This is a genomic window from Roseomonas marmotae (genome assembly GCF_017654485.1).
In the GTDB taxonomy this organism is placed as follows: Bacteria; Pseudomonadota; Alphaproteobacteria; order Acetobacterales; family Acetobacteraceae; genus Pseudoroseomonas; species Pseudoroseomonas marmotae.
The window spans coordinates 1741649-1765794 of record NZ_CP061091.1; the positions used below are offsets into that span (position 1 = coordinate 1741649).

The window sequence follows — 24146 nt, forward strand, 5'->3', positions numbered from 1 at the left end:
CTGGAGAAGGAGGGGGCAGGTCGTGCATGGAGATCAGCGCACCGGCACGGGCGCGGCCAGCGGAACCGGCGGCGCCAGAGTGCCGCGCGCCGCGAGGCCGAGGGAGGAACCGGTGGGCACGCCGATCCGCGCGCCGGTGCCGGGCTGGGGCAGGGTGCCGGCATTGGCGCTGTTGATGGGCAGGTGGATGGCCTGCCGCAGCAGGCCGCTGGAGCGCGCCTCGGCCACCACCGGCTCACGCGGCGCCTCCCGCAGCGCCACCGTCTCGGCGCGCGGCGTGGGGGCGGGAACCGGGCGGCGGCGCGGCTCCTCGCGGGTGGCGACGACGACAGGGGCCGGGCTGCGCGCGGGCTCGGCGCGCACCGTTTCGACCCGGGGTGCGGGGGCGGGGCGGGTCACCGGGCGCGGCGTGGCCGGCATGCTCGCCGCCAGGGCGGTGGCCTCGGCTGGGGCCGGCGTGACGGAAGATGGCTTTGCCTCGGCCACGGCGGCCGGGGCTGCGGCGGCCGGAGCCTCGCCGGCCGGTTCCGCCGCGGCCAGGGCCGTCTCGGGCGCGGAGCCGAACAGGTTCACCGGACCGGCGAAGGCGATGGCGGTGGGCAGGTGGCGGTCCACGTCCTGCAGCCGGACGAACTGCGCGGGCTGCATCGTCTCCAGCGGCAGGTACTTCTGCGCCACCTGGCGCAGCCGCTCCGGCTCGTTCAGCAGGGCCCACTCGGCCCTCAGCACCTGGGTGCGGTCACGCGCCTGCTCGATGCGCCTGGTCAGGTCGCGCAACTCTCGGTCCAATTGCCGGGCCGAGTCCTCGGCGCGATAGACGTTCCAGCCCACGACGCAGAAAGCCGTGATGGCAATGACGGTCAGGGGGCGGAACATGTGGCCTCCTCAATCTTCTCGATGGCCCGCAGCCGGGCGGAACGGGCACGCGGGTTGGCCGATGTCTCGGCCTCCCCAGGACGCAAGGCGTTGTTGATGACCAGTCGGAAGGGCGCAGCCTTCCGCTGGGACTCCACCATCGGCAGGTAGCGGGACACTCCGGGCGCACGGCCGGCGGCCTGCTGCATGAAGCGCTTCACCAGCCGGTCTTCCAGCGAGTGGAAGGCCACCACCACCAGCCGCCCACCGGGCGCCAGCAGCTCGGCGGCGGCGGCGAGGCCGCGTTCCACCTCGCCCAGCTCGTCATTCACCTTCAGGCGCAGCGCCTGGAAGGAGCGGGTGGCGCTGTCCTGGCCGGATGGGTCACGCGGCATGCAGGAATGGATGATGCGCACCAGCTGCGAGGTGGTCTCGATCGGCGCCTCCTTGCGGGCGGCCACGATCGTGCGGGCGATGCGGCGGGAATGCCGCTCCTCACCCAGCTGCCACAGGATATCGGCCAGTTCGGCTTCCGGCAGGCGGTTCACCAGATCGGCGGCGGAGGGACCGGACTTCTCCATCCGCATGTCGAGCGGGCCGTCGAAGCGGAAGCTGAAGCCACGCTCCGCCTGATCGATCTGGAAGGAGGAGATGCCGAGATCGAGCACCACGCCGTCGAATTGCCCGACACCCTGATCGCGCATCAGTTGCAGCATGTCGCCGAAGCGGCCCTGCACCAGATGCAGCCGGCCCGGAAAACGCGCGGCGACCTGGGCCCCGCGGGCAATGGCATCGGGGTCGCGGTCGATGGCGTGAAGCGTGCACGCGGCGGCCGAGAGGATGGCGCTGGCATAACCGCCGCCCCCGAAGGTGCCGTCCAGATAGATGCCGCCGTCGCGCGGTGCCAGCGTTTGCAGGACTTCGTCCAGCATTACGGGAATGTGACCGCTCATGTTGCGCCGCCCGGATTCGTGGAGAGAGGGGGAGAGGCGCGCATGGTCAGCCCACGCTCGCGGGCGCGGGCCCGGGCTTCCTCGGTATATCGCTTGGCCGCCGCGGGCTCCCAGATCTGGAAGATCTTGCCCAACCCGACGAAGGAGATGGATTCGCCGAGACCGGCATGCGTGATCAGTTCCTCCGGCAGAAGAATGCGGCCCTCACCGTCGGGGCGCATGGGGAAGGCATCGGCGAAGAGGGCGGCCGCCATGTCGTCCTGGGCATCGGAGAAGATGTCGAACTGGTCCATGCTGCCGGCCATCTGCTCGAAAGCCGGCATCGGCCAGGCCTCCAGGCAGGGCGCCCGATGGGAAGGGCGGAGCACGATCTCATCGGTCCCGAGACGCGCCAATTCGGCGCGGAACGGGGCAGGGACAGAGGTCCGCCCCTTCCGATCCAGCCGATTGGTGTGTGTCCCCATGAACCGGGTCATTGTGTCGCCGCCAATCCCCCATCGCGGCATGCCTTGCGGCACAGCTAGACCGGAAAGCGGCCGGTGAAGTCCCCCGACTTCACCGGCTCACCCGACCATCCCGGTCCCGACCCTCAGCCCCCCCGAGCTCATGGATCGTTCATGGGATGCCATGGGATATCACGGGTTGTAACCGCGCGGCAAGCTCTAAACCCCACGTGGACGGAACGTGAAAACGCCATAAAACAACAGCTTGCGGCATGTGCTTCAGCACTTGCTCACAATTGATGCAAACTGTTTCTGTGATGCGTCAGACGGCCTGTAAGCCGGGTTCTGTCCGCGCACCGGATGCGACTCCGGCACGCTGGGCGACCATTCCTCTGGGACTCGGCTTACGCCGAGCCTCGCGCGGCCAACCCGGGGAACGGGGCGGAAATGCCCCTGCGGTCGGTGCCCTTTCGGGCCATCCCGCCGGTTCCCCCTATTCGGCCTTGCTCCCGGTGGGGTTTACCCTGCCGCCCCTGTCGCCAGGGGCGCGGTGCGCTCTTACCGCACCGTTTCACCCTTTCCCGCGGGACTCGCGCCGCGCGGGTGGTTTGTTTTCTGTGGCACTTTCCCTGGGGTCGCCCCCGCCGGTCGTTGACCGGCACCGTATTTCCGTGGAGCCCGGACTTTCCTCCAGCACGGGATCGCTCCCATGCCAGCGGCCGCCCAGCCGTCTGACGCATGGGGGAAGTGCGCCGCGCGCGCCGGGAAGTCAATCGGCACCGGGCGTCGATTCGGCCGGCCACGCGGGAAAGTCCGCGAGGCTTCCTGCCCGGCACGCGGAGCCGCCGCCAAGGCGGCTCCGCGCGGTTCAGCCGCAGCGCGGCGTATGCGGCGTGGAGTCGTGGCCCGGCAGGCCCGGCACGCCATGACCGGGGAAGGGCGTGTTCTCGGCATCGTCCTCCGCCGGCTTCACGCCGAACCACTTCTCGGACAGCTTCGCGACGGTGCCGTCCTTCTTCATGCATTCCAGCACGTCCTCGACCTCGTTCCGCAGTGCCACATTGTCCTTGCGGAAGGGGGCGGCCCAATGCGCGCGGGTCTCCCTGATGACGAAGTCCGGCACCAGGTTCGGCGTGCGCGTGGCGGCGTAACGCACCACGGTATTGCCGCCGAGCGTGGCATAGACACGACCGCTGACCACCGCCTGCACCGCATCCGGCTGGCTGTCGAAGGTCTGCACGGTGAAGCCGTATTTGGCGGCATTCTGCTGCGCCCAGGCATCGTAGGCCGAGCCCTTGTTCACCGCGATCGCCTTGCCCTTCAGGTCATCCATGCTGGTGATCGGTGCCGATCCCTTGCGGATGCCGAACTGGAAGGCGGTGTAGAGATAGCCTTCGGTGAAGAGCAGATTCTCCGCGCGCTCCGGCGTCACCGTCACCGGCGCGGCCAGGAAGTCGTAGCGGCCGGCATTCAGCGCCGGCACAAGGCCGGAGAAGCTGGCGCTGTCGATGGTGATGGGGCGGCCCATGCGCTTCGCGACCTCGGTGAAGAGATCGACGTTGAAGCCCTGCACCCCACCATCGAGCTTCGGAAAGGCATGGGGGGCGAAGGTGCCGTCCACCGCGGTGCGCAGCGGGGCCTGGGCCGAGGCCGCGCCAGACAGGAGGCCAAGTGCCAGCGGCGCGGCGAGCAGGCAGGCGAGGGCGGAGATACGCATGGTCTTCGATGCTCCTTGATGGCCATGCCGTGCGAAGAGAGACGCACGGCTTCGGCGGCCGGGTGGCCGCCTCTGCCAGCAAGAAGCGTGCAACGCCGCGTGAGCGGCGTCAGCAGTTTTTAAGCAGCGTCTTTTCCGGCCGCGAATTCCGGATAGAGCTTCAGCAGCCCGGCCTCGGACGCATCGCAGCGGCCGCGCTCCGTGATCAGGCCGGTGACGAGGCGCGCGGGCGTCACGTCGAAGGCCGGATTCGCCCCCGCGCTGCCGGGGGCGGCCGTGCGAACGGTCTCCACGCGGCCATCTTCGGTGCGGCCCGTCACGGTCAGCACTTCCTCCGCCGCGCGCTCCTCGATGGGGATCTCGCGCAGCCCGTCGCGCACGGACATGTCCAGCGTGGAATGCGGCAGCGCCACCCAGAAGGGCACCTTGTTGTCATGCGCGGCCAGCGCCTTGAGGTAGGTGCCGATCTTGTTGGCGACATCGCCCTGGCGCGTCACGCGGTCGGTGCCCACCAGCACGATATCCACCTCACCATGCTGCATCAGATGGCCGCCGGCATTGTCAGCGATGACCGTATGCGGCACGCCGTGCTTGCCCAGCTCCCAGGCCGTAAGGGCCGAGCCCTGGTTGCGCGGGCGGGTCTCATCCACCCAGACATGCACGGGCAGGCCGGCGTCGTGGGCCTGATAGATCACCGAGAGCGCGGTGCCGTAGTCGACCGTGGCGATCCAGCCGGTGTTGCAATGCGTCAGCACATTGATGGGCTTGCCCGGCTTGCGGGCGGCGATCGCCTGCAGAAGCGGCAACCCGTGCTGGCCGATGGCGCGGCAGGTCTCGACATCATCCTCGGCGATGGCATCGGCGGCGGCATAGGCGGCCTCGGCCCGCCGCGCGGGCGGCACCGGGCGCAGCTCGGCCAGCATGCGGGCCAGGGCCCAGCGCAGGTTGATGGCGGTCGGCCGCGTCGCGCCCAGCATGGCGGCGACGGATTCCAGCGTCTCGTCCGAGGCATCCCGGCGCAGCGCCAGCGCCAGCCCAAAGGCGGCGACGGCGCCGATCAGCGGCGCGCCACGCACCTGCATGGACCTGATGGCATGCGCCACCTCGCCCTCGTTGGTCAGGCGGAGGATCTCGACAGACCAGGGGAGGCGGGTCTGGTCGAAGATCCGCACGGACCAGCCGTCGTCCAGGTCCACCCAGACGCTGCGATAGGCGACGCCGTCGATCTTCATGAAGGCAGGGCTCCGTCCGGAGGGCCGCGTGAGCGGGCGGGGCTGAAGGGGGAAGCGGGATATAGGGGTTTTCCGCCCGACGCGTCATGCGATGCGGACAGGTGAGGGATGCGGGGGCTCAGATGCGCTGATGCAGGGCGCAGACGAGGGTGAAGAGGCGGCGTGCCGTCTCGAAATCCAGCCGCACCCGGCCGGCGAGGCGCCGCATCAGCAGTTCCGCGCCTTCGTTGTGCAGGCCGCGCCGGCCCATATCGATGGTCTGGACGGTGGCGTCGCTGGCGCCGGCGGTCAGCGCCCGCTCATGGCTCTCCACCACCATGTGGTAGTCCTTGATCAGCCGGCGGAAGGGGCCGAGAGCCAGGGCCAGGGCATGCAGCGGCGTGCCGGTGACGTCGCGGATATCGAAGACCAGCCGCCCTTCCCGTACGCAGAGATGCAGCACATAGGGGCCGCGCGGCAGGTCCAGGGGGTCGAAGCAGTTGGCCATCAGCAGGTCGGCCACCGCCTGGCTGCGGTCGGCCTCGGCGTAAGGACTCGGCAGGGGCGCGTTGTCCGGCAGCTCGATCCGCGTCAGCCGCTGGCTGTCGGGGAGGGAGGCCGCCGCCGCCTCAGTCATCGCGTGAGTCCGTGCGGCCGGGCACCACCATCTCAGCCTCGTCGCCCAGGGGGCCCAGGCGCATCATCCAGCCCAGCACCGCGCCCTTCACGGGGCGCAGCATCAGGGTGGAGATGATGGTGAAGAGCGGCAGCCAGAGCGCCATGTGCAGCCACATCGGCGGCATCCAGGCCTTTTCCACCCAGAAGATGGGTGGCACCAGGATGTGGCCGACGATGAAGATGACGATATAGGGCGGCGCATCATCGGCCCGCAGATGCGCGAAGCCGGCGCCGCAATGCCCGCAGGCTGGCGACAGGGTCAGGAAACCGTTGAAAATACGGCCTTCCCCGCAGACCGGGCAGCGATTGCGCGCGCCCCGCCGGATCATGGTCATGAAGCTGGGCTGGGCGCCGGAGGCCGTGCCCGCGGAGCGGTCGGGCTGCCAGCGGCGCAAAGGGACGCTCGGGGGCGAGCCGGTCATGCGAGGTTCCAGGATGGCGTTTTCCGGGGCCGTGGCGGGAGCCTCCGGATTTTGCGGTGCAATATCGGCCATTCCGCCTCCGCGGATCAAGGGTTGCGGTGGCGGGCCGCGCCAGGGACCATGTGCAGATGGCAAGCCGCATCCTCGTCATCAACCCGAACTCCTCGCAAAGCTGCACGGATGGCATCGCGCAGTCACTGCAGACCTTCGCCGCCCCGGGGCGCCCGCGCTTCGAGGTTGTGTCGCTGCCCGGTGGCCCGCCCGCCATCGTCAGCTGGCGGGACTGGTTCCGGGTGGCCGAGCCGCTCTGCCAGATGGTCGGGCGGGAGGCGGCGGAGGCCTATATCATCGCCTGCGTCTCCGACCCCGGCATCGACGCCATCCGCACCGTTACGGACCGCCCCGTCATCGGTCCCTTCCGCGCGGCGGTGGCGGGCGCCCTGGCGCGGGCGGAGCGCTTCGGCGTGATTGCCTTCGTCGAAGCCTCCAAGGCCCGGCAGCGGCGCGTGCTGCAGGCCATGGGGGTGGAGGCGCGGCTGGCTGCCAGCATCGCCCTCAATCTGCCGATGGAAACCCTGACCGATCCCACCGCCGCGCGCGGCGCGCTGTGCGAGACGGCCAAAGCCCTGGTGGCGGCGGGCAGCGAGGCGGTGATCCTCGGCTGCGCCGGCATGGCCGGGCACCGCCGCGCGGTGGAGGATGCGGCGGGAGTGCCGGTGATCGAACCCTGCCAGGCGGCGGCGGCCCAGGCGCTGCTGGCGCTGGCGCCCTGAGGGCTGGCGCCCCGAGGGTTGCCGCCCCCGGTCCGGCGGGCCGGGAGCGGGCGCGGATCAGGCCGGTTGCAGCTCCTGCTCCACCAGGCTGGCCCAGAAGGCGATGCCGGTCGGCAGGATGGCGTCGTTGAAGTCGTAGCGCGGGTGGTGGCCGGCGAAATTCTCGCGCGTCGGGTCCACCTGGCCCAGGCGGATGAAGCAGCCCGGCACCGTATTGGCCATATAGGAGAAATCCTCGGCCCCCATGCTCGGCGCGCTTTCCCGCACCAGGCGGCCTTCACCGCCGATGGCGGCGGCGGCGCGGCGGGCGGCCTCCACGGCGGAATCGCTGTTCACCACCGGCGGATAGCCACGGTTGTAGGTGATCTCGACCCGCAGCCCCTGCGCGGCGGCAGTGGCCTCGATCGTGGCCTTCAGCTGCTTCTCCACCGCGTCCCGCGTCTCCGGCAGCAGGGTGCGGATGGTGCCGGTGATCGTCACCTCCTCCGGGATCACGTTGCGCGCGGTGCCGCCATGGATGGTGCAGAGGGAGATGACGGCGGAATCCAGCGGATCGGTCCGGCGGCTGACGACGCTCTGCGCCGCCACGATGATATGCGCGGCGCCCAGCACCGGATCGAGCGCCATCTGCGGCCGTGCCGCATGGCCGCCCTTGCCCAGCACGCGGATGACGATCGCATCGGCCGAGGCGCAGACCGAGCCGCGGGCGATGGTGAAGGTGCCGGCCTCGGTGCGGGAGTCGTTATGGATGCCGAAGACCGAATCGCAGGGGAAGCGGGTGAAGAGGCCCTCATCCACCATCACCTTGCCGCCGCCGCCATCCTCCTCGGCCGGCTGGAAGATGAAGTGAACGGTCCCATCGAAATTCTTCGTCTCGGCCAGATACTTCGCGGCGCCCAGCAGCATGGAGGTATGGCCGTCATGGCCGCAGGCATGCATCCGCCCCGGAACCTTGCTGGCATAGGGCAGGCCCGTGATCTCCTCCATCGGCAGCGCGTCCATATCCGCGCGCAGCCCGATGGCGCGCGGGCTGTTGCCGCCCGCGCCGCTGGCCGCGCGCCCGCCGCGCAGCGTGCCCACCAGCCCTGTGCCGGCGATGCCCCGCGTTACCTCGATGCCCCAGGATTCCAGCTTGCTCGCCACCAGGTCACTGGTGCGGTGCTCCTGGAAAGCCAGTTCGGGATGAGCGTGGATATCGCGCCGCCACTCGGTGGCCTCGGCGGCGATGGCGGCGATACGGGGATCTTGTTCGGATGGCATGATGGCTCCGCGTCAATCAATCGGCGCCACGATGCTCGGCCCGGCTTGGCGACATGGCAAGGCCCAGGCCAGGATTTGTCGCTGCCTTCCGGCGCGTGAATGCCGCCCATCCGGCGTGGAGGCCGGATGGGCGGGCTGTCATTCCGCCGCCTTGGCGGCCGGCTGCCACTCCGGCGGAGCCATGCTGCCCACCTGCTCGATGATGCGGCTATAAGCCTCGGGTCGGCGATGGGCGGCGAAGTTGAAGATGGTGGTGCGGCCCAGCGTGCATTGGTCGAGGTTGAGATCGGCCACGATCAGTTCGTCATCCCAGGTGGTGGCCTGGGCGACGATCTCGCCCTGCGGATTGACGATGATGGAATGGCCGAAGAGTTCGTTGCCATCCTCGGTGCCCGCCTTGGCGACACCGGCGCCGAAGCAGGCATTCTGGTAGCAGCCCGCCTGGATGGAGAGGTGGCTATGCGCCACGCGCAGGTGATGCGCCTCGAAGCCGCGCGCATCCTGGTTCAGGGAGGGCGTGTTGTAGCCCAGCATCACCAGCTCGACCTGCTGCAGTCCCATCACGCGCCAGGCTTCCGGCCACCGGCGGTCATTGCAGATCATCATGCCGATATTGACCGGGCCGGCCTGGCCGATCGGCGCCCGCACCACCGGGAAGCCGAGGTTGCCGACCTCGAAATAGCGCTTCTCCAGGTGCTGCACCTTGCGGACCGGGTCGAATTCCTTGTGCCCGGGCAGGTGGACCTTGCGGTATTTCAGCACGACCTCGCCGCTGGGATGGACATAGACGGCGGTATTGAAGTGGCGCTTGCGCATCACGCCGGCCTCGTCCGGCTCATAGGCCAGCTCGGCATAGCCGAGGTGGAAGCCGATGTTGAACTTCCGCGCGGCCTCGAAGAGCGGCGCCGTCTCGTTGGAAGGCAGCGACTTCTCATACCAGTGGTCGGCGTCGTTGATGTCCTCCTCATACCAGCGCGGGAAGAAGGTGGTCAGCGCCAGTTCGGGAAAGACGACCACCTCGGCGCCGCGCTTATGGGCGGTCTCCATCAGGCGGACGAGGCGGCCGACGACGACATCGCGTCCCTCCGCCTTCTGGATGGGGCCGAGCTGTGCGGCGGCGAGGGTCAGGCGGCGGGACATCGGTGCGGTCTCCTCAGTGGCTGCCGGCGGGCGGCATGGGGTCAATGAAATCCTCGCCGTGCTCGATCTGCGTCTCGGCCACGGCGCGCATGAAGACCTCGTCCCAGGCATCCTCCAGCGCATCCATCAGGGCCTCGGCGGCGTCCTGGCTCCGCAGCAGGGCGATACGCTCCCGGCCGGCGGCCCAGACGGAAAAGGCGCCGTTCGGTTCCTCGCGAATCTCAAACATGGATCAACTCTCTATATCTTAAGGGCGGTTCTGGCGGCGCGGACGGATGACGGTGGAGTCCGCCGGCTGCCGCGAGGGCGGGGGCGCGCTGTTCAGGTCCTCGATCCTCGGCTTCAGCAGCACATAGGTGATGCGGCCGACGATGGCGCAGAAGATCCACCCCCCGGCCGCCACCAGCAGGCTGGTGCCCGGACCAGTGGCCCAGACCCAGAGCGCCAGCGCGACCGCGATCGAGAGCAGGACCAGGAACAGGCGCATCCCCGCCTCAGTCCGCGCCGAGGTAGCTGTCGCGGTGCTGGCGCGGCACGAAGCGTCCGGCACCGGGGGCGGCGAGGACATTGCCGCCATCCCAGATCTGCTGCCCGCGCAGGAAGGTGGCGGCCACACGCGCCTTGACGGGGCGGCCGTGGTAGGGGGACCAGCGGGTCTCCTCGCGGTCTTGGATGCTTGCCTCGTCGAAGGTGAAGTCGCCTTCCTGCATCACCACGACATCGGCATCCGAGCCGATGCGCAGCGCGCCCTTCTTGGGGAAGAGGCCATGGAAGCGCGCCGTCCGCTCGGCCGCATACTTCGCCATAAGGGTCAGCGGCAGCCCGCGCTCGACCAGCAAAGAATAGAAGACCGGTGCGAAGGACTGCATGCCGGTCAGACCGGCGCCGCAGGCGAAGATGTCGTCGCCCAGCTTCTTCTCACGCGGCCAGGGGGCGTGGTCGGTGGAGACATAGGCGACCTTGCCGGCCACCAGCGCGGCCCACATGCGCTCCACTTCCTCGGCCGTGCGGAAGGGCGGGTTGCACTTGCCGAAGCCCTTGAGGCGGACGAGGTCCTCCTCGGTCATGCAGAGATACTGCAGGCAGGCCTCGCCGGTGGAGCGGCCGCCCTGGGAGCGGAAGCTCTCGGCGATGTCGAAGCCGCGAGCGACGGAGGAATGCGCGATATGCACATGCGCGCCCGTCTCCATCCCGATCTCGAAAATTTCGAGATCCGCCATGGTCTCGGCCAGCGGCGGGCGGGTGCGGGCATGCATGATGGGATCGACCCGGCCGCTGGCCTTGGCTTCGGCGGTCAGCCGCTCCACCAGCTCCTGGTCCTCGTTGTGCAGGGCCACCATCAACCCGGTCTTCGCGATCTCCCGGAAGGCCGCGACCATGGTGGGATGGTCGATGCGCGGGAAGCGCACCGCGTCATACTCATAGGTGGAGAGCTTGAAGGAGCAGGCGCCGGCCTCGGCCAGCCCGGCGATGGCATCGACGCCGCCCTGCTTGGTGATGGTGCCGTAGAGCGCCACGTCCACATGCGCGGTGGCGTTCACCACCTCCACCTTCTCCCGCAGGATGCCGGCATTGGTGACGGCGCGGGGCACGTCATAGGGCATGTCGACGCAGGTGGTGACGCCGCCAGCGGCCGCGGAGCGCGTCGCGCCCTCGATCCCCGACCAGCCCAGCGCGCTGCTGGTATGCATATGTCCATCGACCAGGCCGGGCAGCAGGCTGTGTCCGCTGAAGTCGTGGATGGCCCTGGCGGGCGGCAATTCCCCTTCGCCGATGGCCGCGATGGTCTCGCCCCGCACCGCGATGTAGCCATCCGGAACGATACGATCCGGCAGGACGAGATTACCGCGAAGCACGCGGTCGTAAGGTTGCTGCGTCACGAGAGAGCCCCACGCCATTGTTCGTGGGAGAAGGATATCGCGGATCGGCGGCCTGTCGATCCGCTATGGCCGGATAAGGCATGGCGGGAGGCGCGCGCCTGCCCGCATGGGCGGCAGGGCTGCGCGCGCCGAAGGCACCGCCGCGCCGCCGCGCGCCGGCCTCGTCAGGGGGAGATCACCATGCAGGGGCCGCGCGTACCGCGGCAGGTGCTCCGCGCCGCGGTGGCGGAGAGACCGGTGACGCGGGCGCGCCAGAACCAGTTCCCCTTCACCTTGACCCGCTCCACCTCCATCCGGCCGCCTTTCGCGGCGGCCTTGCGGGCGGCGGCCTGGGCCGGGCCACGCTCCGCGAAGGCACCCACCTGCACCGCCCACCGGCCTGCCGCGGCGCTGCCGCGGGCCGGTGCCGGCCTGCTGACCACGGGACGGCTGACGACGGGCCGCACGGAACCGCCGGCGCCGCCACGTGCCAGCACCGAGGCGGAGGGAACGGGCGCCGCCGTTGCGGTGCCGACGAGGGAGGGGCCACGGCGCCCCGCCATCATCATGTCGGTGGAGGGAAGGGCCCCTGCCTCGGCGAAGCCGCGATCCAGCAACGACATGACATGCGCGTCGCGTTCCCAGCTGCTGGCTCCGCCGAAGACCACGGCGATCATCCGCACACCGCCGCGCACGGCGCTGGCGGCAAGGTTGAAGCCGCTCGCGTTGATGAAGCCGGTCTTGATGCCGTCGGCGCCGGGGTAGTTGTCCAGCAGCCTGTTATGGCCGCGGATGGTGCGGCCGTTCCATTCGAAGGAGCCCACGCTGAAATAGGCATAGCGCTGCGGAAAGTCGCGCAGCAGGGCCTGGCTGAGCCGCGCCATGTCCCGCGCCGTGGTGCGCTGCTGCGGGTTGGGAAGGCCGCTGGCATTGCGGAAGGTGGTGCGGCTCATGCCGAGGGTGCGTGCCCGGGCCGTCATCATGCGGGCGAAGTTGGCCTCGCTGCCGCCGCCCAGATGCTCGCCCAGCGCGGTGGCGGCGTCATTGGCCGACCTGGTCACCATCGCCATCATCGCATCCCGCGCCGTGATGGTGCCGCCGGCCCGCAGCCCCAGCTTGGAAGGCGGCTGCGCCGCCGCATGGCTGGACACCCGGATGCGGCTGGTGGGCGACAGGCGCCCGTTCTGCAGGGCCTCGAAGGCCATGTAGAGCGTCATCATCTTGGTGAGCGAGGCCGGATAACGATATTCATCGGCCGAGATGGAGACGAACTCCTCCCCCGTGCCGGCGTCGATCACCAGGGCGGCATAGCGTTCACTGCCGATCTGCGCCCGCGCCGGGGTGATGGTCGTGATGGTCAGGACGACCGCGAGCAACGCGAACGCGAAGACGCGGCATCCGGCGAGGCCGAGATGCGGCATGTGCAGACTCCCCCTTCCGCGCGCGGCCCTAACCCCCCCGGGTGCCCGCGCGCATCCCCACGATGTCCGGCCGCAGCGACGGCGAACCGGAAACCGGCGCGGCCACCCACGCCTGAAGGCGGGATGCCGTGCCGCTCCAGAATGCAGATTCAGGGCGCCCGATGGAAGCGCTTCAGCCAAAATTGCTGGAGAAAGTTTCATCTGGAGGCCGGCTGACGGCTCTGGCCCGCTGATCGGCGATGGACGAGTGCGCGAGGCCAGAGCACAACACGGGCGGAACCCAAGAGCCGGAGGAGGAAACCCCCCGTCATGAAACTGCATCCCGTGAAGGTGTACCCGTCAAAGGCGCTGCTGCCGCGCGAGGACCAGCTGGCCTGGAAGATCGCCGGCGTTGCCGCCGACCGCGTCGCCGTGCAGAAGCCGGTCGCCGAGATGATCATCAACCGCATCATCGACAACGCCGCCGTCGCCATCGCCGCCGTCAACCGATCCGCGCCCACCTCGGCGCGCGCTATGGCGCTTGGCCATGCGCGCAAGGGCGGCGCCACCGTCTTCGGCCAGCCCGGCAACCGGGGCTTCAGCCCGGAATGGGCCGCATGGGCCAATGGCACGGCGGTGCGCGAGCTGGACATGCACGACACCTTCCTGGCCGCCGACTACTCGCATCCCGGCGACAACATCCCGCCCATCCTGGCGGTGGCGCAGACCATGGGCCGCTCCGGCCGCGAGCTGATCCGCGGTATCGCCACGGGCTACGAGATCCAGGTGAACCTGGTGCGCGCCATCTGCCTGCATGAGCACAAGGTGGACCATATCGCGCATCTCGGCCCCTCGGCCGCGGCGGGCATCGGCACGCTGCTCGGGCTGAAGCAGGAGGTGATCTACCAGGCGGTGCAGCAGGCCCTGCACACCACCATCACCTTCCGCCAGAGCCGCAAGGGCGAGATCTCCTCCTGGAAGGCCTTCGCGCCCGCGCATGCCGGGAAGCTGGCCGTCGAGGCCGTGGACCGCGCGATGCGCGGGGAGGGCGCGCCGAGCCCGATCTATGAGGGCGAGGATTCGGTCATCGCCTGGGTGCTGAGTGGCCGCAGCAACCGCGAGCGTGTGTACGAAGATGTCTATTACAACGTGCCGCTGCCGGAGAAGGGCGAGGCGAAGCGCGCCATCCTCGATACCTACACCAAGGAACACTCGGCCGAGTATCAGAGCCAGGCGCTGATCGACCTGGCCTTCCGGATGCGGGAGCAGATCCGGGACCTGGAGGCGATCGAGAAGATCATCATCCACACCAGCCACCACACCCACTACGTGATCGGCACCGGCGCCAACGACCCGCAGAAGATGGACCCCAAGGCCAGCCGGGAGACGCTGGACCATTCCATCATGTATATCTTTGCCGTGGCCTTGCAGGACGGAGGCTGGCACCACGTGGACAGCTACGCGCCGAAGCGCGCCGGCCGCCCCGACACCGTGCGCCTCTGGCACAAGATCGAGACGCGGGAGGAGGAGGAATGGACGCGGCGCTACCATTCCACCGACCCGGCAGAGAAGGCCTTCGGCGCGCGGGTGGAGGTCCTGATGAAGGATGGAAGCACCATCGTGGACGAGATGGCGGTGGCCAACGCTCATCCTCTGGGCGCCAAGCCCTTCGAGCGCGCGGACTACATCCGCAAGTTCGAGATCCTGACCGACGGCATCCTGGCTCCGCGGGAGAGCGCACGCTTCCTGGAGGTGGTGCAGGACCTGCCACGCCTGACGGCCGAGGAGCTTTCCCTCCTCAACGTCGCGCTGCCGCGCGGCGCGCTGGCCGAGGGTAAGCCCGGCATCTTCTGAGCAGGGCAGGCGGCGCGGGAAGGGTTTACGAATCCTTTCCGCGCCAGCGGCGAGATATGTGCCGCTCTTCGCTGCGGCTTCCACGACACGATCGGCGGAAAAATCCGTGCCGGGATGCAACCCGGGCACGCGGAAATGCAACGCGTGCACGCGGATTTCGTTGACAAGCGGATTGGGCGTGAAGATAGCGTGTTGCGTGCGCGGGCGGGCCGAGCGATTCGCGTTGAAGCTGTCAACCCAGCGTCACGAATCAGGCCGCGGCCGGAGCCGCAATTCGGAAGGATAATGCTCGCACCGCAGGATGCGTTCCGTGAGGATGCAGGACTGGAGGGAAGGCCGCAAGGCGCTATCTCTCTCTTTTGCCACTTACGGCCATAGCGGGACTGGCAACCGGATGGCGACACCACAAGGCACAGCTCCGCCACGAGGCGGAGCAGATCGGATGAGCCCAGAATGACTCGGCAAGGAGAGCCAGCAAATGACTGACAGTGACGAAACGGGCTCGGGCCGCGCCCAGCCCATGGCGGTAAGCACCAGCCGCCGTACCGCCGGTACGCGCAAGGCCAGCACGGCAGGCCGCAAGCCCGCCGCCAAGAAGGCTGCCGCCCCGGCCAAGAAGGCATCGACCGCCACGCGCAAGCCGGCGGCGAAGAAGACGGCCACGGCGACGCCGAAGAAGGCGGCTTCGGGCGCGGCGCGCAAGCCGGCCTCGACCCGCGCGACGGCGGCCAAGAAGACGACGGCGAAGAAGACGGCCACGGCGGCGCCGAAGAAGGCGGCGGCGAGCACGGCGCGCAAGTCGGCTTCGACCCGCACGACGGCGGCGAAGAAGACGGCGGCGCCGAAGAAGGCGGCGGCGAGCACGGCGCGCAAGTCGGCTTCGACCCGCGCGACGGCGGCGAAGAAGACGGCGGCGCCGAAGAAGGCGGCGGCGAGCACGGCGCGCAAGTCGACCTCGACCCGCACGACGGCGGCGAAGAAGACGGCGGCGCCGAAGAAGGCGGCGGCGAGCACGGCGCGCAAGTCGGCTTCGACCCGCGCGACGGCGGCGAAGAAGACGGCGGCGCCGAAGAAGGCGGCGGCGAGCACGGCGCGCAAGTCGACCTCGACCCGCGCGACGGCGACCAAGAAGACGGCGGCGACGGCGAGGAAGACGGCCACGGCGGCGCCGAAGAAGGCGGCGTCCGGCACGGCGCGCAAGTCGGCCTCGACCCGCACGACGGCGGCGAAGAAGACGGCAGCGGCGCCGAAGAAGGCGGCGTCCGGCACGGCGCGCAAGTCGGCCTCGACCCGCGCGACGACGGCGAAGAAGACGGCCACGGCGACGCCGAAGAAGGCGGCGTCGGGCACGACCCGCAAGCCCGCTTCCACCCGCAAGGCACCGGCGGCCAAGGCCGCGTCGGCGACGAAGCGCCCGGCTGGCGCGGCCCGCAAGTCGGCCACGACGCGCCGCGCCACCAAGGCTGTCACGCCGATCCCCGCCGAGATGCCGATCGAGGCCGTGGCGGAAATGGCGGCGCCGACTGCGACCAATGGTTCCGCCAAGCGCTCGGGCGGAGCCCGGAAGGCGTCCGGCGCCCGGTCGCGCGACAAGGCCGAGGTGGCGCCCCCGCCGCCGGTGGATCTGCCGCTGGACAGTGCTTCCACGACGGAGACGGATACTGATACCAGCACGACGGAAGACATGAGCGGCGACTGAGCCGTCAGTTCCGACAGAAGAAGGGCGCCGCTGGAAACAGCGGCGCCTTTTTTCATGCCCGCCCCGCTGCGCAGGCGGTGGCTTTGCAGTGCCCGGCGCATCCCCTAGCCTGTCGGCGTTGGGAGACATGATCATGAGCGAGAATCTTCGGCGCGTCCTTTACCTCAGCTACGCACCGGACAAGGTCTATGCCTTGTGGCGCGCCCGCATGCCGGATGGCTGCGAGCTGATGACTCTCTCATCCAACGACGATGCGGAGCGGCTGGAGAAGCTCGCCATCGCCGACGCCGTGATCGTCGCCCCCGCCGTGCTGAAACCCGAATGGGTTCCCCTGGCGCCGCGCCTAAGGCTGGTGCAGCACCAGGGCGTGGGCTGGGAAGGGGAGACGCCGATCGCTGCCCTGCGGGAACGCGGCATCCGCCTGGCCATCAATCCCCTCGGGACGCCCGAGGTGGTCAGTGAGCATGCGCTGTCCCTGATCTTCGCCTGCCTGCGGCACATCCCGCGCGCCGATGCCGCCATGCGCCGCGGTGAATGGCTGGGCACGGCCATCCGCCCGATCTCGCGCAACCTGCGCGGCCGCACGGTAGGCATCGTCGGCATGGGGCGCATCGGCTCGGCCGTCGCGGCGCTGCTGCAGCCTTTCGGCGTTCGCGGGCTTTATACTGACCCGGCAGTACAGTTGCCGGAAGGATTGGAACTGGCGCTGGGCTTCCGGCGCGTGCCGCTGGATGTGCTGCTGCGGGAATCCGATGTCGTCACGCTGCACCTGCCGGCGACACCCGCCACGCATCACCTGATTAACGATAACACCCTGGCGACCATGAAGCCGGAAGCCGTGCTGGTGAACTGCGCGCGCGGCGCCGTGGTGGACGAGGCCGCGCTGGCCCGGGCCCTGAGCAACGGCACCATCCGCGCCGCCGGCATCGATGTCTTCGAGCCCGAGCCGCCCCTGCCCGACAATCCGCTGCTGAAGCTGGACAATGCCGTACTGACGCCGCATATCGCCGCCGGCACGCTGGATGCGATGATGGCCAAGGTGGAAGGCGCTACGGCCAATCTTGGCCGCTTCTTCCGTGATGGCTCACTCGAGAACGAAATCGACCTTACCAAACTACCATGATCATCCGTTCACTACCCCCTGGCGCGCGTGCGCCGCTGGGCCCTCTCCTGGATGCCTATGCGGCAGAGATGCGCGGCGTCCTGACCGGCGATGCCGCGCTGGCACCCGGCGCCGCCCTGGCCATGCTGGAGCAGGACGCGCGCACCGAGGTCCTCTGCGCCTTCGAGGGTGAGGAGCCGATGGGTTTCGCGCTGTTCTTCGACCTGCCCGAGGTCGTCTTCGCCCGCCGCTGCGGCCAGCTCGACGACCTGTTCGTGCGGCGGGAGGCACGCGGGAAGGGTATCGCGCGGCGGATGATCGGTGAGATCACCGCGCTGGGCCGGGCGCGGGGATGGACGCATCTGCGCTGGTTCGTCCCGCCCGAGGACCATGCGGCGCTGGCACTCTACCAGCGCATCGCCGAGGAGCCGGGCTGGCGCAGCTTCATTCTTCGTCTGGATCCCGCGGCGTCTCTGTAGGGCGGTTGCGGCGGAGGTTGCGGACGAAGCGCGTCGCGGTGTCGGAGAAGCCCTGGGCACGGTAGAAGCCATGCGCCTCCTGCCGCTGCGTGCCGGCTGTCAGTTCCAGGACGTCGCAGCCGGCCTGCCGCGCTGCCTGGGCGCCGGCCTTCAGCAGCATGCGGCCGATGCCCCGGCCGCGTTCCTGCTCATCCACCACCAGGGCGGTGATGCGCGCCACCGGGTGCCGCTCCTGCGGCATGGGGGTCCAGTGCAGGGCGATGAAGCCCACCACGGGGCCGTAGTCGGTGGCGACGAGCAGGCTGCCCTGGCTGTCCCGCAGCAGCGTCGCAAGCCGCTCCGTGGCCTCCTGCGGCGATGTGGGATAGCCGAGCTGCCCGAGCAGCCGCGCCAGATCCGCCGCATCGGCCGGCACCGCGCCGCGGAGTTCGACACCGCGACGCGGGTTCCAGGCCATCAGCGCGCCAGCAGCCCGCCAGCGACCAGCAGATCGGCCGTGGCCGGGTTGAAGGCGCAAGGCACGTCATAGACGAGGGCGATGCGGAGCAGGGCCTTGACGTCCACGTCATGCGCCTGCGGCGCCAGCGGGTCGGGGAAGAAGATCAGCGCCTGCACCCGGCCCTCGGCGATCATGCCGCCGATCTGCTGATCGCCGCCCAACGGGCCGCTCTTGACCGTGGCGACGGCGAGGTCCGGATTGCGCTCGCGCAGCACGCCGCCGGTGGTGGCCGTGCAGACCAGGTTGTGCGGCGCCAGCTCCCGCCTGTGGCGCGCGGCCCATTCGGCCAGGGCCGGCTTCATTCGGTCATGCGCCACCAGGGCGATGGTCAGGGTCATGCCTTCTCCTTCATCCGGCGGAATGTGCCGCTACGGTTGAAAGGCTTTCAGGAAGAAGTCCCGAGCGCCGAAATTGCCGGATTTCAGGGCCAGATGCAGCCCCGCCGGCTCGGCATAGGTCCAGGGCACGCCAGGGTCGATCTGCGGCCCTATCCGCAGGCTGGTGATGCCCAGGCGCTGCACCACCGCGCCCGAGGTCTCGCCACCCGCGATCACCAACTGGCCCACGCCCTGCGCCACCAGATCGGTGGCGATCCGCGAGAGGGCTTCCTCCACCAGCGCGCCGGCCGCCTCCCGTCCCAGCTTGTCCTGCAGGGCCCGCACCTTGTCCGGTGGGGCGGAGGCGGCGATCACCACCGGCCGCTCTGTCGAAAGCCTGTCCCGCACCCAGTCGCGCGCCAGCGCCGCCAGGGCGGAGGCATCGGGCGTGGCCAGCGCATCCAGCTCCAGCACCGGCACATGGTCCCGCGCCAGCCCGATCTGCCCCAGCGTGGCGCGGGAGCAGGAGCCGGCGATCACCGCCATGCTGCCGCGCGCCTCCGGCAGTTCATCGGCATCGTCGCGCTCGGGCAACAGGCCCTGGGCGCGGAAATTCTCCGGCAGCCCCATGGCGATGCCGGAACCGCCGGTGATCAGCGCATGTTCGGCGCAGGCGGCGCCGATCGCCAGCAGGTGCTCGTCCGTCACCGCATCCGTGATGGCGTAGCGGCGGCCGGAGTCGCGCAGGCGGTGGAACTCGCGCCGGATGGCGGCCTCGCCCGCATCGACAGCAGCGAAGGGCACCAGCCCCACCCCGCCATCCGTCTGACGGGAGAGGACGCGGACCAGATTGGCGTCGCGCATCGGCGTCAGCGGGTGGTTCTCCATACCGCTCTCGTTCAGAAGCCGGTCGCCGACGAAGAGATGCCCCTGGAAGATGCTGCGCCCATTGGCGGGGAAGGCGGGGCAGGCGATGGCGAAGCCGGATTGCAGCCGCCGCATCAGCGCATCGGCCACCGGGCCGATATTGCCTTCATCCGTGCTGTCGAAGGTGGAGCAGTATTTGAAGAAGATCTGCCGCGCCCCCGCGCCCAGCAGCGCCTCGCAGGCGGTCAGGCTCTCGGCCACCGCCTGCTGCACCGGAGCGGTGCGCGACTTCAGCGCCACCACCACCGCATCCGCCTGCGGCAGCGGGCCCTGCGGCACCCCGATCACCTGCACCGTGGCCATGCCATGGGCCACCAGCATGGCGGCGAGGTCGGTCGCGCCCGTGAAGTCATCGGCGATACAGCCGAGGATGAGCCCCTGGTGGGACATGATCGTTCCCTCGCGTCCTTAGTTGATGACCCGCGCGGTCTTCTTCAGCGCAGGTGGCAAAGCCAGCAGATCGGTATGCCCGACCCGCGCCGCCAGGGCCCCGCGCGCCGCCTGCAACTGCCGCGCGCGGTTCCAGGCCTCGATACGCGGCGCCAGGACGCGGGGCAGGGCGCGGAGGGCGGCTTGCGCGTGCCCGTCGGCCAGGGCTTCCCCCATGGCCGGCATGGAGGCGGAAATGCGCCAGGGGCTGGGCGCGGCGGTGACGGAGAAGCCCTGGGCGCGGAAGAGGCGGGCCATCACGCCCGGCGCATCCGGCCCCAGGGCGAGGCCGCCGAAGCCCTTGTCCCGCTGCTGGTCCTGGCGGAAGCCGCGGGCGACCAGCCGGTCCTCCGGATGCGGGGGAAAGAAGCCCTCGCGCCCGTCGACGTTCAGCGCGGCATAGAAGGGCACGCGCAGCGCCGCCGCCATCCGCGCCACCCAGGGGCGGGAGACGAGGTCGCAGAGCGCGGTGCTGACCACGCCATCCGTCTGGTCCAGCTTCAGATTCCCGGGCGCCTCCGCAAGGTCGGCCAGCTGCGCTTCCACCCGCCAGACGCCGACGGGCGTATGCACGAGCATGATGCGCGGTTTCGGCAGCATGACGGTCCAGCCGACCCGTTCGGCGGCCTCGGCGATCTCGTCGAAGGCGCGGTCCAGCAGCGCGGCATCGGAATCCACCAGCGTCCAGATCTGCGTGCGGCCGATATAGGGCGCGAGCCAGCGGAACAGCGAACCCGTGCCGGCGCCCAGGTCGATGATGCGCGGCCGCACCGGCAGCGCGTCGGCCAGCAGCAGCGCCAGGGGGACGGAACGCGCGCGGGCGTCATAGGGCTCGCGCAGTTGCAGCCAGTCGGCGTCGAAGCCCTCGCTCATGCGCTGGCCGCCCCGATCTCCGCCAGGAAGGCCTGCGCCCGGTCGGGCCAGCGGGGCAGGGCCTGGCCGGCCTTCCAGGCTTCCTCGGCCATCTCGGCGCGCAGGGCCTTGTCGAAGATCGGCCGCCGCATGGCGCGGGAGAGGGAGGTAACGTCCCCCGGCGGCGCGATCACGCCAGCCGTCCTCGGCACCACATCGGCGATGGCGCCGCCGGCGGTGATGGCCACCGGCAGGCCGCGCGCCAGCGCCTCGGCCGCCGCCATGCCATAGCCTTCCCAATAGGTGGCGAGGGCGAAGAGGTCGGCGGAGGCATAGAGCTTCTCCAGCTCCCCATCCACGACCTCGCCCGCGAAGGTGACGCGGCTGGCGATCTGCAATTCCTCCGCCAGCGCCACCAGCGTCTGGGCATGCACGGGGTCGCGCGGGCCACCCGCGATGGTCAGGTGCCAGTCGAGATCCGTGAGCCTCGCCAGCGCGCGCAGCAGCACGTCATGCCCCTTGCGTGGCACGATCACGCCGACTGACAGGATGGCGCAGCCGGGCCCGCCGGACCCTTTTGCGCGCGGCGCCGGATCGGTGCCGGGCTCGACCACGCCGATCCTGGCGGCATCGACAGGGAATTCCAGCGGCAGCCGCTCGGCGGTGAGGCGGGAGGTCGCGACCAGCCGCGCCATGCGCGGGAAGAGCAGGCTCTCCAGCTCCTTCAGCCGCGTGCGGTCGGCATCGGGCAGACCGGGCTCGATGGCGGTGGGGTGATGGATCAGCCCGATGGCGCGGCGCTGCTCCAGTTCCGCCAGGAAGGGCGCGAAGGCAGGCAGGCCGAGGCCGTCGATGATGATGCGGGTATCGGCGGAAACGCGGTCCAGCGCCGCGCGGGCCGAGGTTTTGGCGGCGTCGTCCGGCAGCGGATGGCGGCCATCCAGCTCCACTACCTCCACCTCATGGCCGGCAGCGCGGAAGCCTTCCACCAGCCGGCGGTCATAGCCGTAGCCGCCGGAGACGATGCTGAACGGTCCGGGGACCAGCAGCGCGACCTTCATCAGGGCGCGGCCTCATAGGCCGCCCAGGCCAGCGGGCTTTCCCGCAGCAGCACCTTGATCATCTGCACCGACTTCGCGCCCTCTCCGAACCGACCCTCGCGGATGGCCTCCGCCAGCTTGCCGTGGATGTAGCTGCAGAGGAATTCGGTGCTGGTATTCTGTCCGGCGAATTCAGGCAATGTGTCGAGGTTGTTGTAGTCGATCGCGTCGAGGATCTTCCGCAACTCCACGCGGGCGGCGGCGATGTCGATCAGCAGGTTGAGCCGGTCCAGCCTCGGCGCGCGGAACTCGGCCTCCACCACGAAGGTCGCGCCGTGCACGCGCTGGGCCGGGCCGAATTCCTCGCCCTTGAAGCTATGCGCGACCATGATGTGGTCGGCGACGGTCAGGCTGTACATGCGGCCTCTCTTTCAGTTCCGGGATTCAGTAGGTGATGACGGGGCAGAGCGGCGCAACCTCTCCCGCCGCGGCGGGGCCGAGGAGATCCGCGTAGCGCGCCGGCAGCTCCTCGAAGCGGATGGCCGGGCCGCAGAGCGCATCCAGCTCCGGCTCCGCCAGCAGGGAGAGGGCAAGGGCCATCCGCTCCGCATAGCTGCGGCGGACGCGCATGGCGGGTGCGACGGCGCCGACCTGGCTGGAGATCAGCCGCAGCCGCTTCGCGTGGAAGGCCTCACCCAGCGGCAGGCAGACCTCCTTGTCGCCGTACCAGGAGGCTTCGACGATGCGCGCCTCGAATGCCGCCAGGGCCAGCGCCTGCCGCAGCCCGGCGGGATTGGCGGAAGCGTGGATGATCAGTTCCTGCTCGCCTGGCGCATCCTCCGGCGAGGCGAAGCGCAGGCCGAGTTGCCGTGCCACCGCCACCCGCGCCGGGTCGCTGTCCACCAGCGTCACGGCCATGCCGGGGACGCGGGAAAGCAGCCAGGCCGCCAGCAGCCCCACCACCCCCGCGCCGATCACCAGCGCGCGTTCCCCGGCCAGGGGGCGCGCATCCCAGTTGATGTTCAGCGCCGTCTCCATATTGGCGGCGAGGACGGCGCGCCGGCTGGGCACCGCATCGGGGATGGGGATGCACATCGACTTCGGCGCCAGGAAGAGATCCTGGTGTGGATGCAGGCAGAAGACACGCTGCCCGTCCTCCAGCCGGCCTGCCGCCGCGTAGCCGTATTTCACGGGGAAGGGGAAATCCCCGGCCTGCAGGGGCGCGCGCATGACGGGCCACTGGCTTTCCGGCACATGGCCGTGCAGCACCAGCCGTTCCGTCCCGCGCGAGATGCCGCTGGCCTCGGCGCGCACCAGCGCCTGCCCTTCGGCGGGAGGGGGCAGGATCTCCTCGCGGATCTCGCCCTGACCGGGGGCGGTGATCCAGAAGGCGCGGGCCCGCATCAGCCGCCCTCGCAGACGGCGGGGCGGGCACGGTGCAGGGCGATGTCGAAGAGCACGTCATCGCCCAGGCTGTGGACGCCCCAGGTGAAGCGCAGCCCGTCGGCGATGCGCGCGGCCTCCGGCAGGGTGAAGGCGGGGATGCCGGAGCCCAGCAGCACCGGCGCCACCGTCACATGCAGCCGGTCCAGGCACCCCGCCGCCAGGAAGCGGGAGACGGTGAGGCCGCCGCCCTCCACGAAGATGCGGGTCAGCCCGCGCGCCGCCAGGGCCCGCAGCAGGCTGGGCAGGTGCGGGCCGCCGATGGGCGCGCGGGGCAGGCGCAGCACCTCGGCCGCGCCATGGGCCTCGCCGCCGCCGGCATCCTCAGCGCAGGCCAGGATGGTGGGCGGGCCGCCGGGGGCGAAGATGCCGTAATCGGTGCCGAGGCGGCGGTCGGTATCCAGCACCACCCGCACCGGGCTGGGCCCCGGGCATTCGCGCGTCGTCAGGCGGGGATTGTCGTGCCGGACGGTGCCGGCGCCCACCACCACGGCGTGGCTGAGGGCGCGCAGCCGATGGGTATGCAGGATATCGCCCTTGCCGCCGATCCACTGGCTGGAGCCGGAGGCGGTGGCGATGCGGCCATCCAGCGTCTGGGCCAGGCGGCCCAGCACCACGCAGCCATCCGCCGCCCCGGAGCCGGCGAGGACCGGCGCGAAAAGATTGCCCAGCGCGTCACTCGGGGCAGTCAGGCCAGGATTGTCCCGCAGGGCGAGCAGCGCGGGCCAGGAGGAATAGGCGTCTTCCGGAGCGTCCATCAGCGGGAGCCTAGCGCCTGGCCGGCCCCCTTGGAA

Annotated in this window: 27 protein-coding genes and 1 other RNA gene; 5 read left to right on the forward strand and 23 right to left on the reverse strand. The window is 70.1% G+C overall.

What is annotated here, in order from left to right; genetic code table 11:
* Nucleotides 1-33 precede the first annotated feature (33 nt).
* The 8 genes from ftsL to IAI58_RS08250 all read right to left on the reverse strand — a co-directional run bounded on the left by ftsL (nt 34) and on the right by IAI58_RS08250 (nt 6279).
* Nucleotides 34-876 carry a cell division protein FtsL gene (gene ftsL / locus IAI58_RS08215; protein WP_207446590.1) on the reverse strand — a complete coding sequence of 281 codons (843 nt, stop codon included), beginning with the start codon at nt 874-876 and terminating at the stop codon, nt 34-36.
* Nucleotides 861-1808 (reverse strand): 16S rRNA (cytosine(1402)-N(4))-methyltransferase RsmH, encoded by a 948-nt coding sequence (gene rsmH, locus IAI58_RS08220; RefSeq protein ID WP_207446589.1) that lies wholly within the window; start codon nt 1806-1808, stop codon nt 861-863. The genes ftsL and rsmH overlap by 16 nt, the downstream gene beginning before the upstream one ends.
* On the reverse strand, nt 1805-2284 hold the full coding sequence (mraZ, locus tag IAI58_RS08225; protein WP_207446588.1) for a division/cell wall cluster transcriptional repressor MraZ: 480 nt from the start codon (nt 2282-2284) through the stop codon (nt 1805-1807). The genes rsmH and mraZ overlap by 4 nt, the downstream gene beginning before the upstream one ends.
* Before the next feature lie 285 nt (nt 2285-2569).
* Nucleotides 2570-2986: RNase P RNA component class A (rnpB, locus tag IAI58_RS08230), an RNA gene on the reverse strand.
* Between the two features lie 133 nt (nt 2987-3119).
* Complete coding sequence (locus IAI58_RS08235; RefSeq protein WP_207446587.1) at nt 3120-3968, reverse strand: transporter substrate-binding domain-containing protein; 849 nt, start codon at nt 3966-3968, stop codon at nt 3120-3122.
* A gap of 119 nt (nt 3969-4087) precedes the next feature.
* Nucleotides 4088-5200, reverse strand: a complete 1113-nt coding sequence (gene mtnA / locus IAI58_RS08240; protein WP_207446586.1) for an S-methyl-5-thioribose-1-phosphate isomerase — start codon at nt 5198-5200, stop codon at nt 4088-4090.
* 118 nt (nt 5201-5318) lie between these two features.
* Nucleotides 5319-5816, reverse strand: a complete 498-nt coding sequence (locus IAI58_RS08245) for a UPF0262 family protein (protein WP_207446585.1) — start codon at nt 5814-5816, stop codon at nt 5319-5321.
* Entirely contained in the window at nt 5809-6279 is a 471-nt protein-coding gene (locus tag IAI58_RS08250; RefSeq protein WP_207446583.1) for a DUF983 domain-containing protein, read from the reverse strand. Before IAI58_RS08250 ends, IAI58_RS08245 begins: the two co-directional genes overlap by 8 nt.
* A 128-nt stretch (nt 6280-6407) precedes the next feature.
* Here IAI58_RS08250 and IAI58_RS08255 point away from each other — a divergent pair, with 128 nt between their 5' ends.
* A complete protein-coding gene (locus IAI58_RS08255) occupies nt 6408-7052 on the forward strand; it encodes an aspartate/glutamate racemase family protein (RefSeq protein ID WP_207446581.1) in 645 nt (214 codons plus the stop codon).
* A 57-nt stretch (nt 7053-7109) separates the two neighbouring features.
* Here the strand turns inward: IAI58_RS08255 and IAI58_RS08260 are convergent, their stop codons facing one another.
* The 6 genes from IAI58_RS08260 to IAI58_RS08285 form a co-directional block, all read right to left on the reverse strand.
* Nucleotides 7110-8312, reverse strand: a complete 1203-nt coding sequence (locus IAI58_RS08260) for a M20 aminoacylase family protein (protein ID WP_207446580.1) — start codon at nt 8310-8312, stop codon at nt 7110-7112.
* Nucleotides 8313-8450: 138 nt separating this feature from the next.
* Nucleotides 8451-9452 (reverse strand): N-carbamoyl-D-amino-acid hydrolase, encoded by a 1002-nt coding sequence (locus IAI58_RS08265; protein ID WP_207446579.1) that lies wholly within the window; start codon nt 9450-9452, stop codon nt 8451-8453.
* Between the two features lie 13 nt (nt 9453-9465).
* A complete protein-coding gene (locus tag IAI58_RS08270) occupies nt 9466-9681 on the reverse strand; it encodes a hypothetical protein (protein ID WP_207446578.1) in 216 nt (71 codons plus the stop codon).
* An 18-nt stretch (nt 9682-9699) separates the two neighbouring features.
* Nucleotides 9700-9939 carry a hypothetical protein gene (locus tag IAI58_RS08275; RefSeq protein WP_207446577.1) on the reverse strand — a complete coding sequence of 80 codons (240 nt, stop codon included), beginning with the start codon at nt 9937-9939 and terminating at the stop codon, nt 9700-9702.
* A 7-nt stretch (nt 9940-9946) separates the two neighbouring features.
* Nucleotides 9947-11332 (reverse strand): dihydroorotase, encoded by a 1386-nt coding sequence (locus tag IAI58_RS08280; protein WP_237182936.1) that lies wholly within the window; start codon nt 11330-11332, stop codon nt 9947-9949.
* 164 nt (nt 11333-11496) lie between these two features.
* A complete protein-coding gene (locus tag IAI58_RS08285) occupies nt 11497-12732 on the reverse strand; it encodes a D-alanyl-D-alanine carboxypeptidase family protein (protein ID WP_207446570.1) in 1236 nt (411 codons plus the stop codon).
* 309 nt (nt 12733-13041) lie between these two features.
* Here IAI58_RS08285 and IAI58_RS08290 point away from each other — a divergent pair, with 309 nt between their 5' ends.
* Entirely contained in the window at nt 13042-14565 is a 1524-nt protein-coding gene (locus IAI58_RS08290) for an MmgE/PrpD family protein (protein WP_207446568.1), read from the forward strand.
* 366 nt (nt 14566-14931) lie between these two features.
* On the opposite strand, the gene IAI58_RS08295 is transcribed toward IAI58_RS08290, so the two are convergent.
* Nucleotides 14932-16098, reverse strand: a complete 1167-nt coding sequence (locus IAI58_RS08295) for a hypothetical protein (RefSeq protein WP_208776056.1) — start codon at nt 16096-16098, stop codon at nt 14932-14934.
* Here IAI58_RS08295 and IAI58_RS08300 point away from each other — a divergent pair.
* From IAI58_RS08300 to IAI58_RS08310, 3 genes are all read left to right on the forward strand, one after another.
* Entirely contained in the window at nt 16076-16264 is a 189-nt protein-coding gene (locus IAI58_RS08300) for a hypothetical protein (protein WP_208776063.1), read from the forward strand. The two genes, IAI58_RS08295 and IAI58_RS08300, sit on opposite strands and share 23 nt — an antisense overlap.
* Nucleotides 16265-16397: 133 nt before the next feature.
* Nucleotides 16398-17387, forward strand: coding sequence for a 2-hydroxyacid dehydrogenase (locus tag IAI58_RS08305; protein ID WP_207446562.1), 990 nt, complete (start codon nt 16398-16400; stop codon nt 17385-17387).
* The gene (locus IAI58_RS08310) at nt 17384-17845 is read left to right on the forward strand and encodes a GNAT family N-acetyltransferase (protein WP_207446560.1); all 462 of its coding nucleotides are present in this window, start codon (nt 17384-17386) and stop codon (nt 17843-17845) included. Before IAI58_RS08305 ends, IAI58_RS08310 begins: the two co-directional genes overlap by 4 nt.
* Here the strand turns inward: IAI58_RS08310 and IAI58_RS08315 are convergent.
* The 8 genes from IAI58_RS08315 to IAI58_RS08350 are packed head-to-tail and all read right to left on the reverse strand — an operon-like array spanning nt 17811 to nt 24110.
* Nucleotides 17811-18302, reverse strand: a complete 492-nt coding sequence (locus IAI58_RS08315) for a GNAT family N-acetyltransferase (RefSeq protein WP_207446558.1) — start codon at nt 18300-18302, stop codon at nt 17811-17813. The genes IAI58_RS08310 and IAI58_RS08315 overlap by 35 nt on opposite strands.
* Complete coding sequence (locus tag IAI58_RS08320) at nt 18302-18682, reverse strand: methylglyoxal synthase (protein ID WP_207446556.1); 381 nt, start codon at nt 18680-18682, stop codon at nt 18302-18304. The genes IAI58_RS08315 and IAI58_RS08320 overlap by 1 nt, the downstream gene beginning before the upstream one ends.
* A gap of 30 nt (nt 18683-18712) precedes the next feature.
* The gene (otnK, locus tag IAI58_RS08325; RefSeq protein ID WP_207446554.1) at nt 18713-19978 is read right to left on the reverse strand and encodes a 3-oxo-tetronate kinase; all 1266 of its coding nucleotides are present in this window, start codon (nt 19976-19978) and stop codon (nt 18713-18715) included.
* A gap of 18 nt (nt 19979-19996) precedes the next feature.
* The gene (locus IAI58_RS08330) at nt 19997-20890 is read right to left on the reverse strand and encodes a class I SAM-dependent methyltransferase (protein WP_207446552.1); all 894 of its coding nucleotides are present in this window, start codon (nt 20888-20890) and stop codon (nt 19997-19999) included.
* Nucleotides 20887-21930, reverse strand: coding sequence for a glycosyltransferase family 4 protein (locus IAI58_RS08335; RefSeq protein WP_207446550.1), 1044 nt, complete (start codon nt 21928-21930; stop codon nt 20887-20889). Before IAI58_RS08335 ends, IAI58_RS08330 begins: the two co-directional genes overlap by 4 nt.
* Nucleotides 21930-22328 (reverse strand): 6-pyruvoyl trahydropterin synthase family protein, encoded by a 399-nt coding sequence (locus IAI58_RS08340; protein WP_207446549.1) that lies wholly within the window; start codon nt 22326-22328, stop codon nt 21930-21932. The genes IAI58_RS08335 and IAI58_RS08340 overlap by 1 nt, the downstream gene beginning before the upstream one ends.
* A 25-nt stretch (nt 22329-22353) precedes the next feature.
* Nucleotides 22354-23313 carry a zinc-dependent alcohol dehydrogenase gene (locus IAI58_RS08345; protein WP_207446548.1) on the reverse strand — a complete coding sequence of 320 codons (960 nt, stop codon included), beginning with the start codon at nt 23311-23313 and terminating at the stop codon, nt 22354-22356.
* Nucleotides 23313-24110, reverse strand: a complete 798-nt coding sequence (locus tag IAI58_RS08350) for a RibD family protein (protein WP_207446547.1) — start codon at nt 24108-24110, stop codon at nt 23313-23315. Before IAI58_RS08350 ends, IAI58_RS08345 begins: the two co-directional genes overlap by 1 nt.
* Nucleotides 24111-24146 lie beyond the last annotated feature (36 nt).

Excerpts from the sequence above, each read along its gene's own strand:
- rsmH (WP_207446589.1), bottom strand. The coding sequence starts at position 1,808 with ATGAGCGGTCACATTCCCGTAATGCTGGACGAAGTCCTGCAAACGCTG.
- otnK (WP_207446554.1), bottom strand. The coding sequence starts at position 19,978 with ATGTCCCACCAGGGGCTCATCCTCGGCTGTATCGCCGATGACTTCACG.
- IAI58_RS08335 (WP_207446550.1), bottom strand. The coding sequence starts at position 21,930 with ATGAAGGTCGCGCTGCTGGTCCCCGGACCGTTCAGCATCGTCTCCGGC.
- IAI58_RS08265 (WP_207446579.1), bottom strand. The coding sequence starts at position 9,452 with ATGTCCCGCCGCCTGACCCTCGCCGCCGCACAGCTCGGCCCCATCCAG.
- IAI58_RS08235 (WP_207446587.1), bottom strand. The coding sequence starts at position 3,968 with ATGCGTATCTCCGCCCTCGCCTGCCTGCTCGCCGCGCCGCTGGCACTT.
- IAI58_RS08250 (WP_207446583.1), bottom strand. The coding sequence starts at position 6,279 with ATGACCGGCTCGCCCCCGAGCGTCCCTTTGCGCCGCTGGCAGCCCGAC.
- IAI58_RS08320 (WP_207446556.1), bottom strand. The coding sequence starts at position 18,682 with ATGACCCTGACCATCGCCCTGGTGGCGCATGACCGAATGAAGCCGGCC.
- IAI58_RS08285 (WP_207446570.1), bottom strand. The coding sequence starts at position 12,732 with ATGCCGCATCTCGGCCTCGCCGGATGCCGCGTCTTCGCGTTCGCGTTG.
- mraZ (WP_207446588.1), bottom strand. The coding sequence starts at position 2,284 with ATGACCCGGTTCATGGGGACACACACCAATCGGCTGGATCGGAAGGGG.
- IAI58_RS08315 (WP_207446558.1), bottom strand. The coding sequence starts at position 18,302 with ATGGCCTGGAACCCGCGTCGCGGTGTCGAACTCCGCGGCGCGGTGCCG.
- IAI58_RS08260 (WP_207446580.1), bottom strand. The coding sequence starts at position 8,312 with ATGCCATCCGAACAAGATCCCCGTATCGCCGCCATCGCCGCCGAGGCC.
- IAI58_RS08270 (WP_207446578.1), bottom strand. The coding sequence starts at position 9,681 with ATGTTTGAGATTCGCGAGGAACCGAACGGCGCCTTTTCCGTCTGGGCC.
- IAI58_RS08330 (WP_207446552.1), bottom strand. The coding sequence starts at position 20,890 with ATGAGCGAGGGCTTCGACGCCGACTGGCTGCAACTGCGCGAGCCCTAT.
- IAI58_RS08310 (WP_207446560.1), top strand. The coding sequence starts at position 17,384 with ATGATCATCCGTTCACTACCCCCTGGCGCGCGTGCGCCGCTGGGCCCT.
- IAI58_RS08290 (WP_207446568.1), top strand. The coding sequence starts at position 13,042 with ATGAAACTGCATCCCGTGAAGGTGTACCCGTCAAAGGCGCTGCTGCCG.
- IAI58_RS08305 (WP_207446562.1), top strand. The coding sequence starts at position 16,398 with ATGAGCGAGAATCTTCGGCGCGTCCTTTACCTCAGCTACGCACCGGAC.
- ftsL (WP_207446590.1), bottom strand. The coding sequence starts at position 876 with ATGTTCCGCCCCCTGACCGTCATTGCCATCACGGCTTTCTGCGTCGTG.
- IAI58_RS08345 (WP_207446548.1), bottom strand. The coding sequence starts at position 23,313 with ATGCGGGCCCGCGCCTTCTGGATCACCGCCCCCGGTCAGGGCGAGATC.
- IAI58_RS08275 (WP_207446577.1), bottom strand. The coding sequence starts at position 9,939 with ATGCGCCTGTTCCTGGTCCTGCTCTCGATCGCGGTCGCGCTGGCGCTC.
- IAI58_RS08245 (WP_207446585.1), bottom strand. The coding sequence starts at position 5,816 with ATGACTGAGGCGGCGGCGGCCTCCCTCCCCGACAGCCAGCGGCTGACG.
- IAI58_RS08350 (WP_207446547.1), bottom strand. The coding sequence starts at position 24,110 with ATGGACGCTCCGGAAGACGCCTATTCCTCCTGGCCCGCGCTGCTCGCC.
- IAI58_RS08340 (WP_207446549.1), bottom strand. The coding sequence starts at position 22,328 with ATGTACAGCCTGACCGTCGCCGACCACATCATGGTCGCGCATAGCTTC.
- IAI58_RS08300 (WP_208776063.1), top strand. The coding sequence starts at position 16,076 with ATGGCGGCGCCGACTGCGACCAATGGTTCCGCCAAGCGCTCGGGCGGA.
- IAI58_RS08255 (WP_207446581.1), top strand. The coding sequence starts at position 6,408 with ATGGCAAGCCGCATCCTCGTCATCAACCCGAACTCCTCGCAAAGCTGC.
- mtnA (WP_207446586.1), bottom strand. The coding sequence starts at position 5,200 with ATGAAGATCGACGGCGTCGCCTATCGCAGCGTCTGGGTGGACCTGGAC.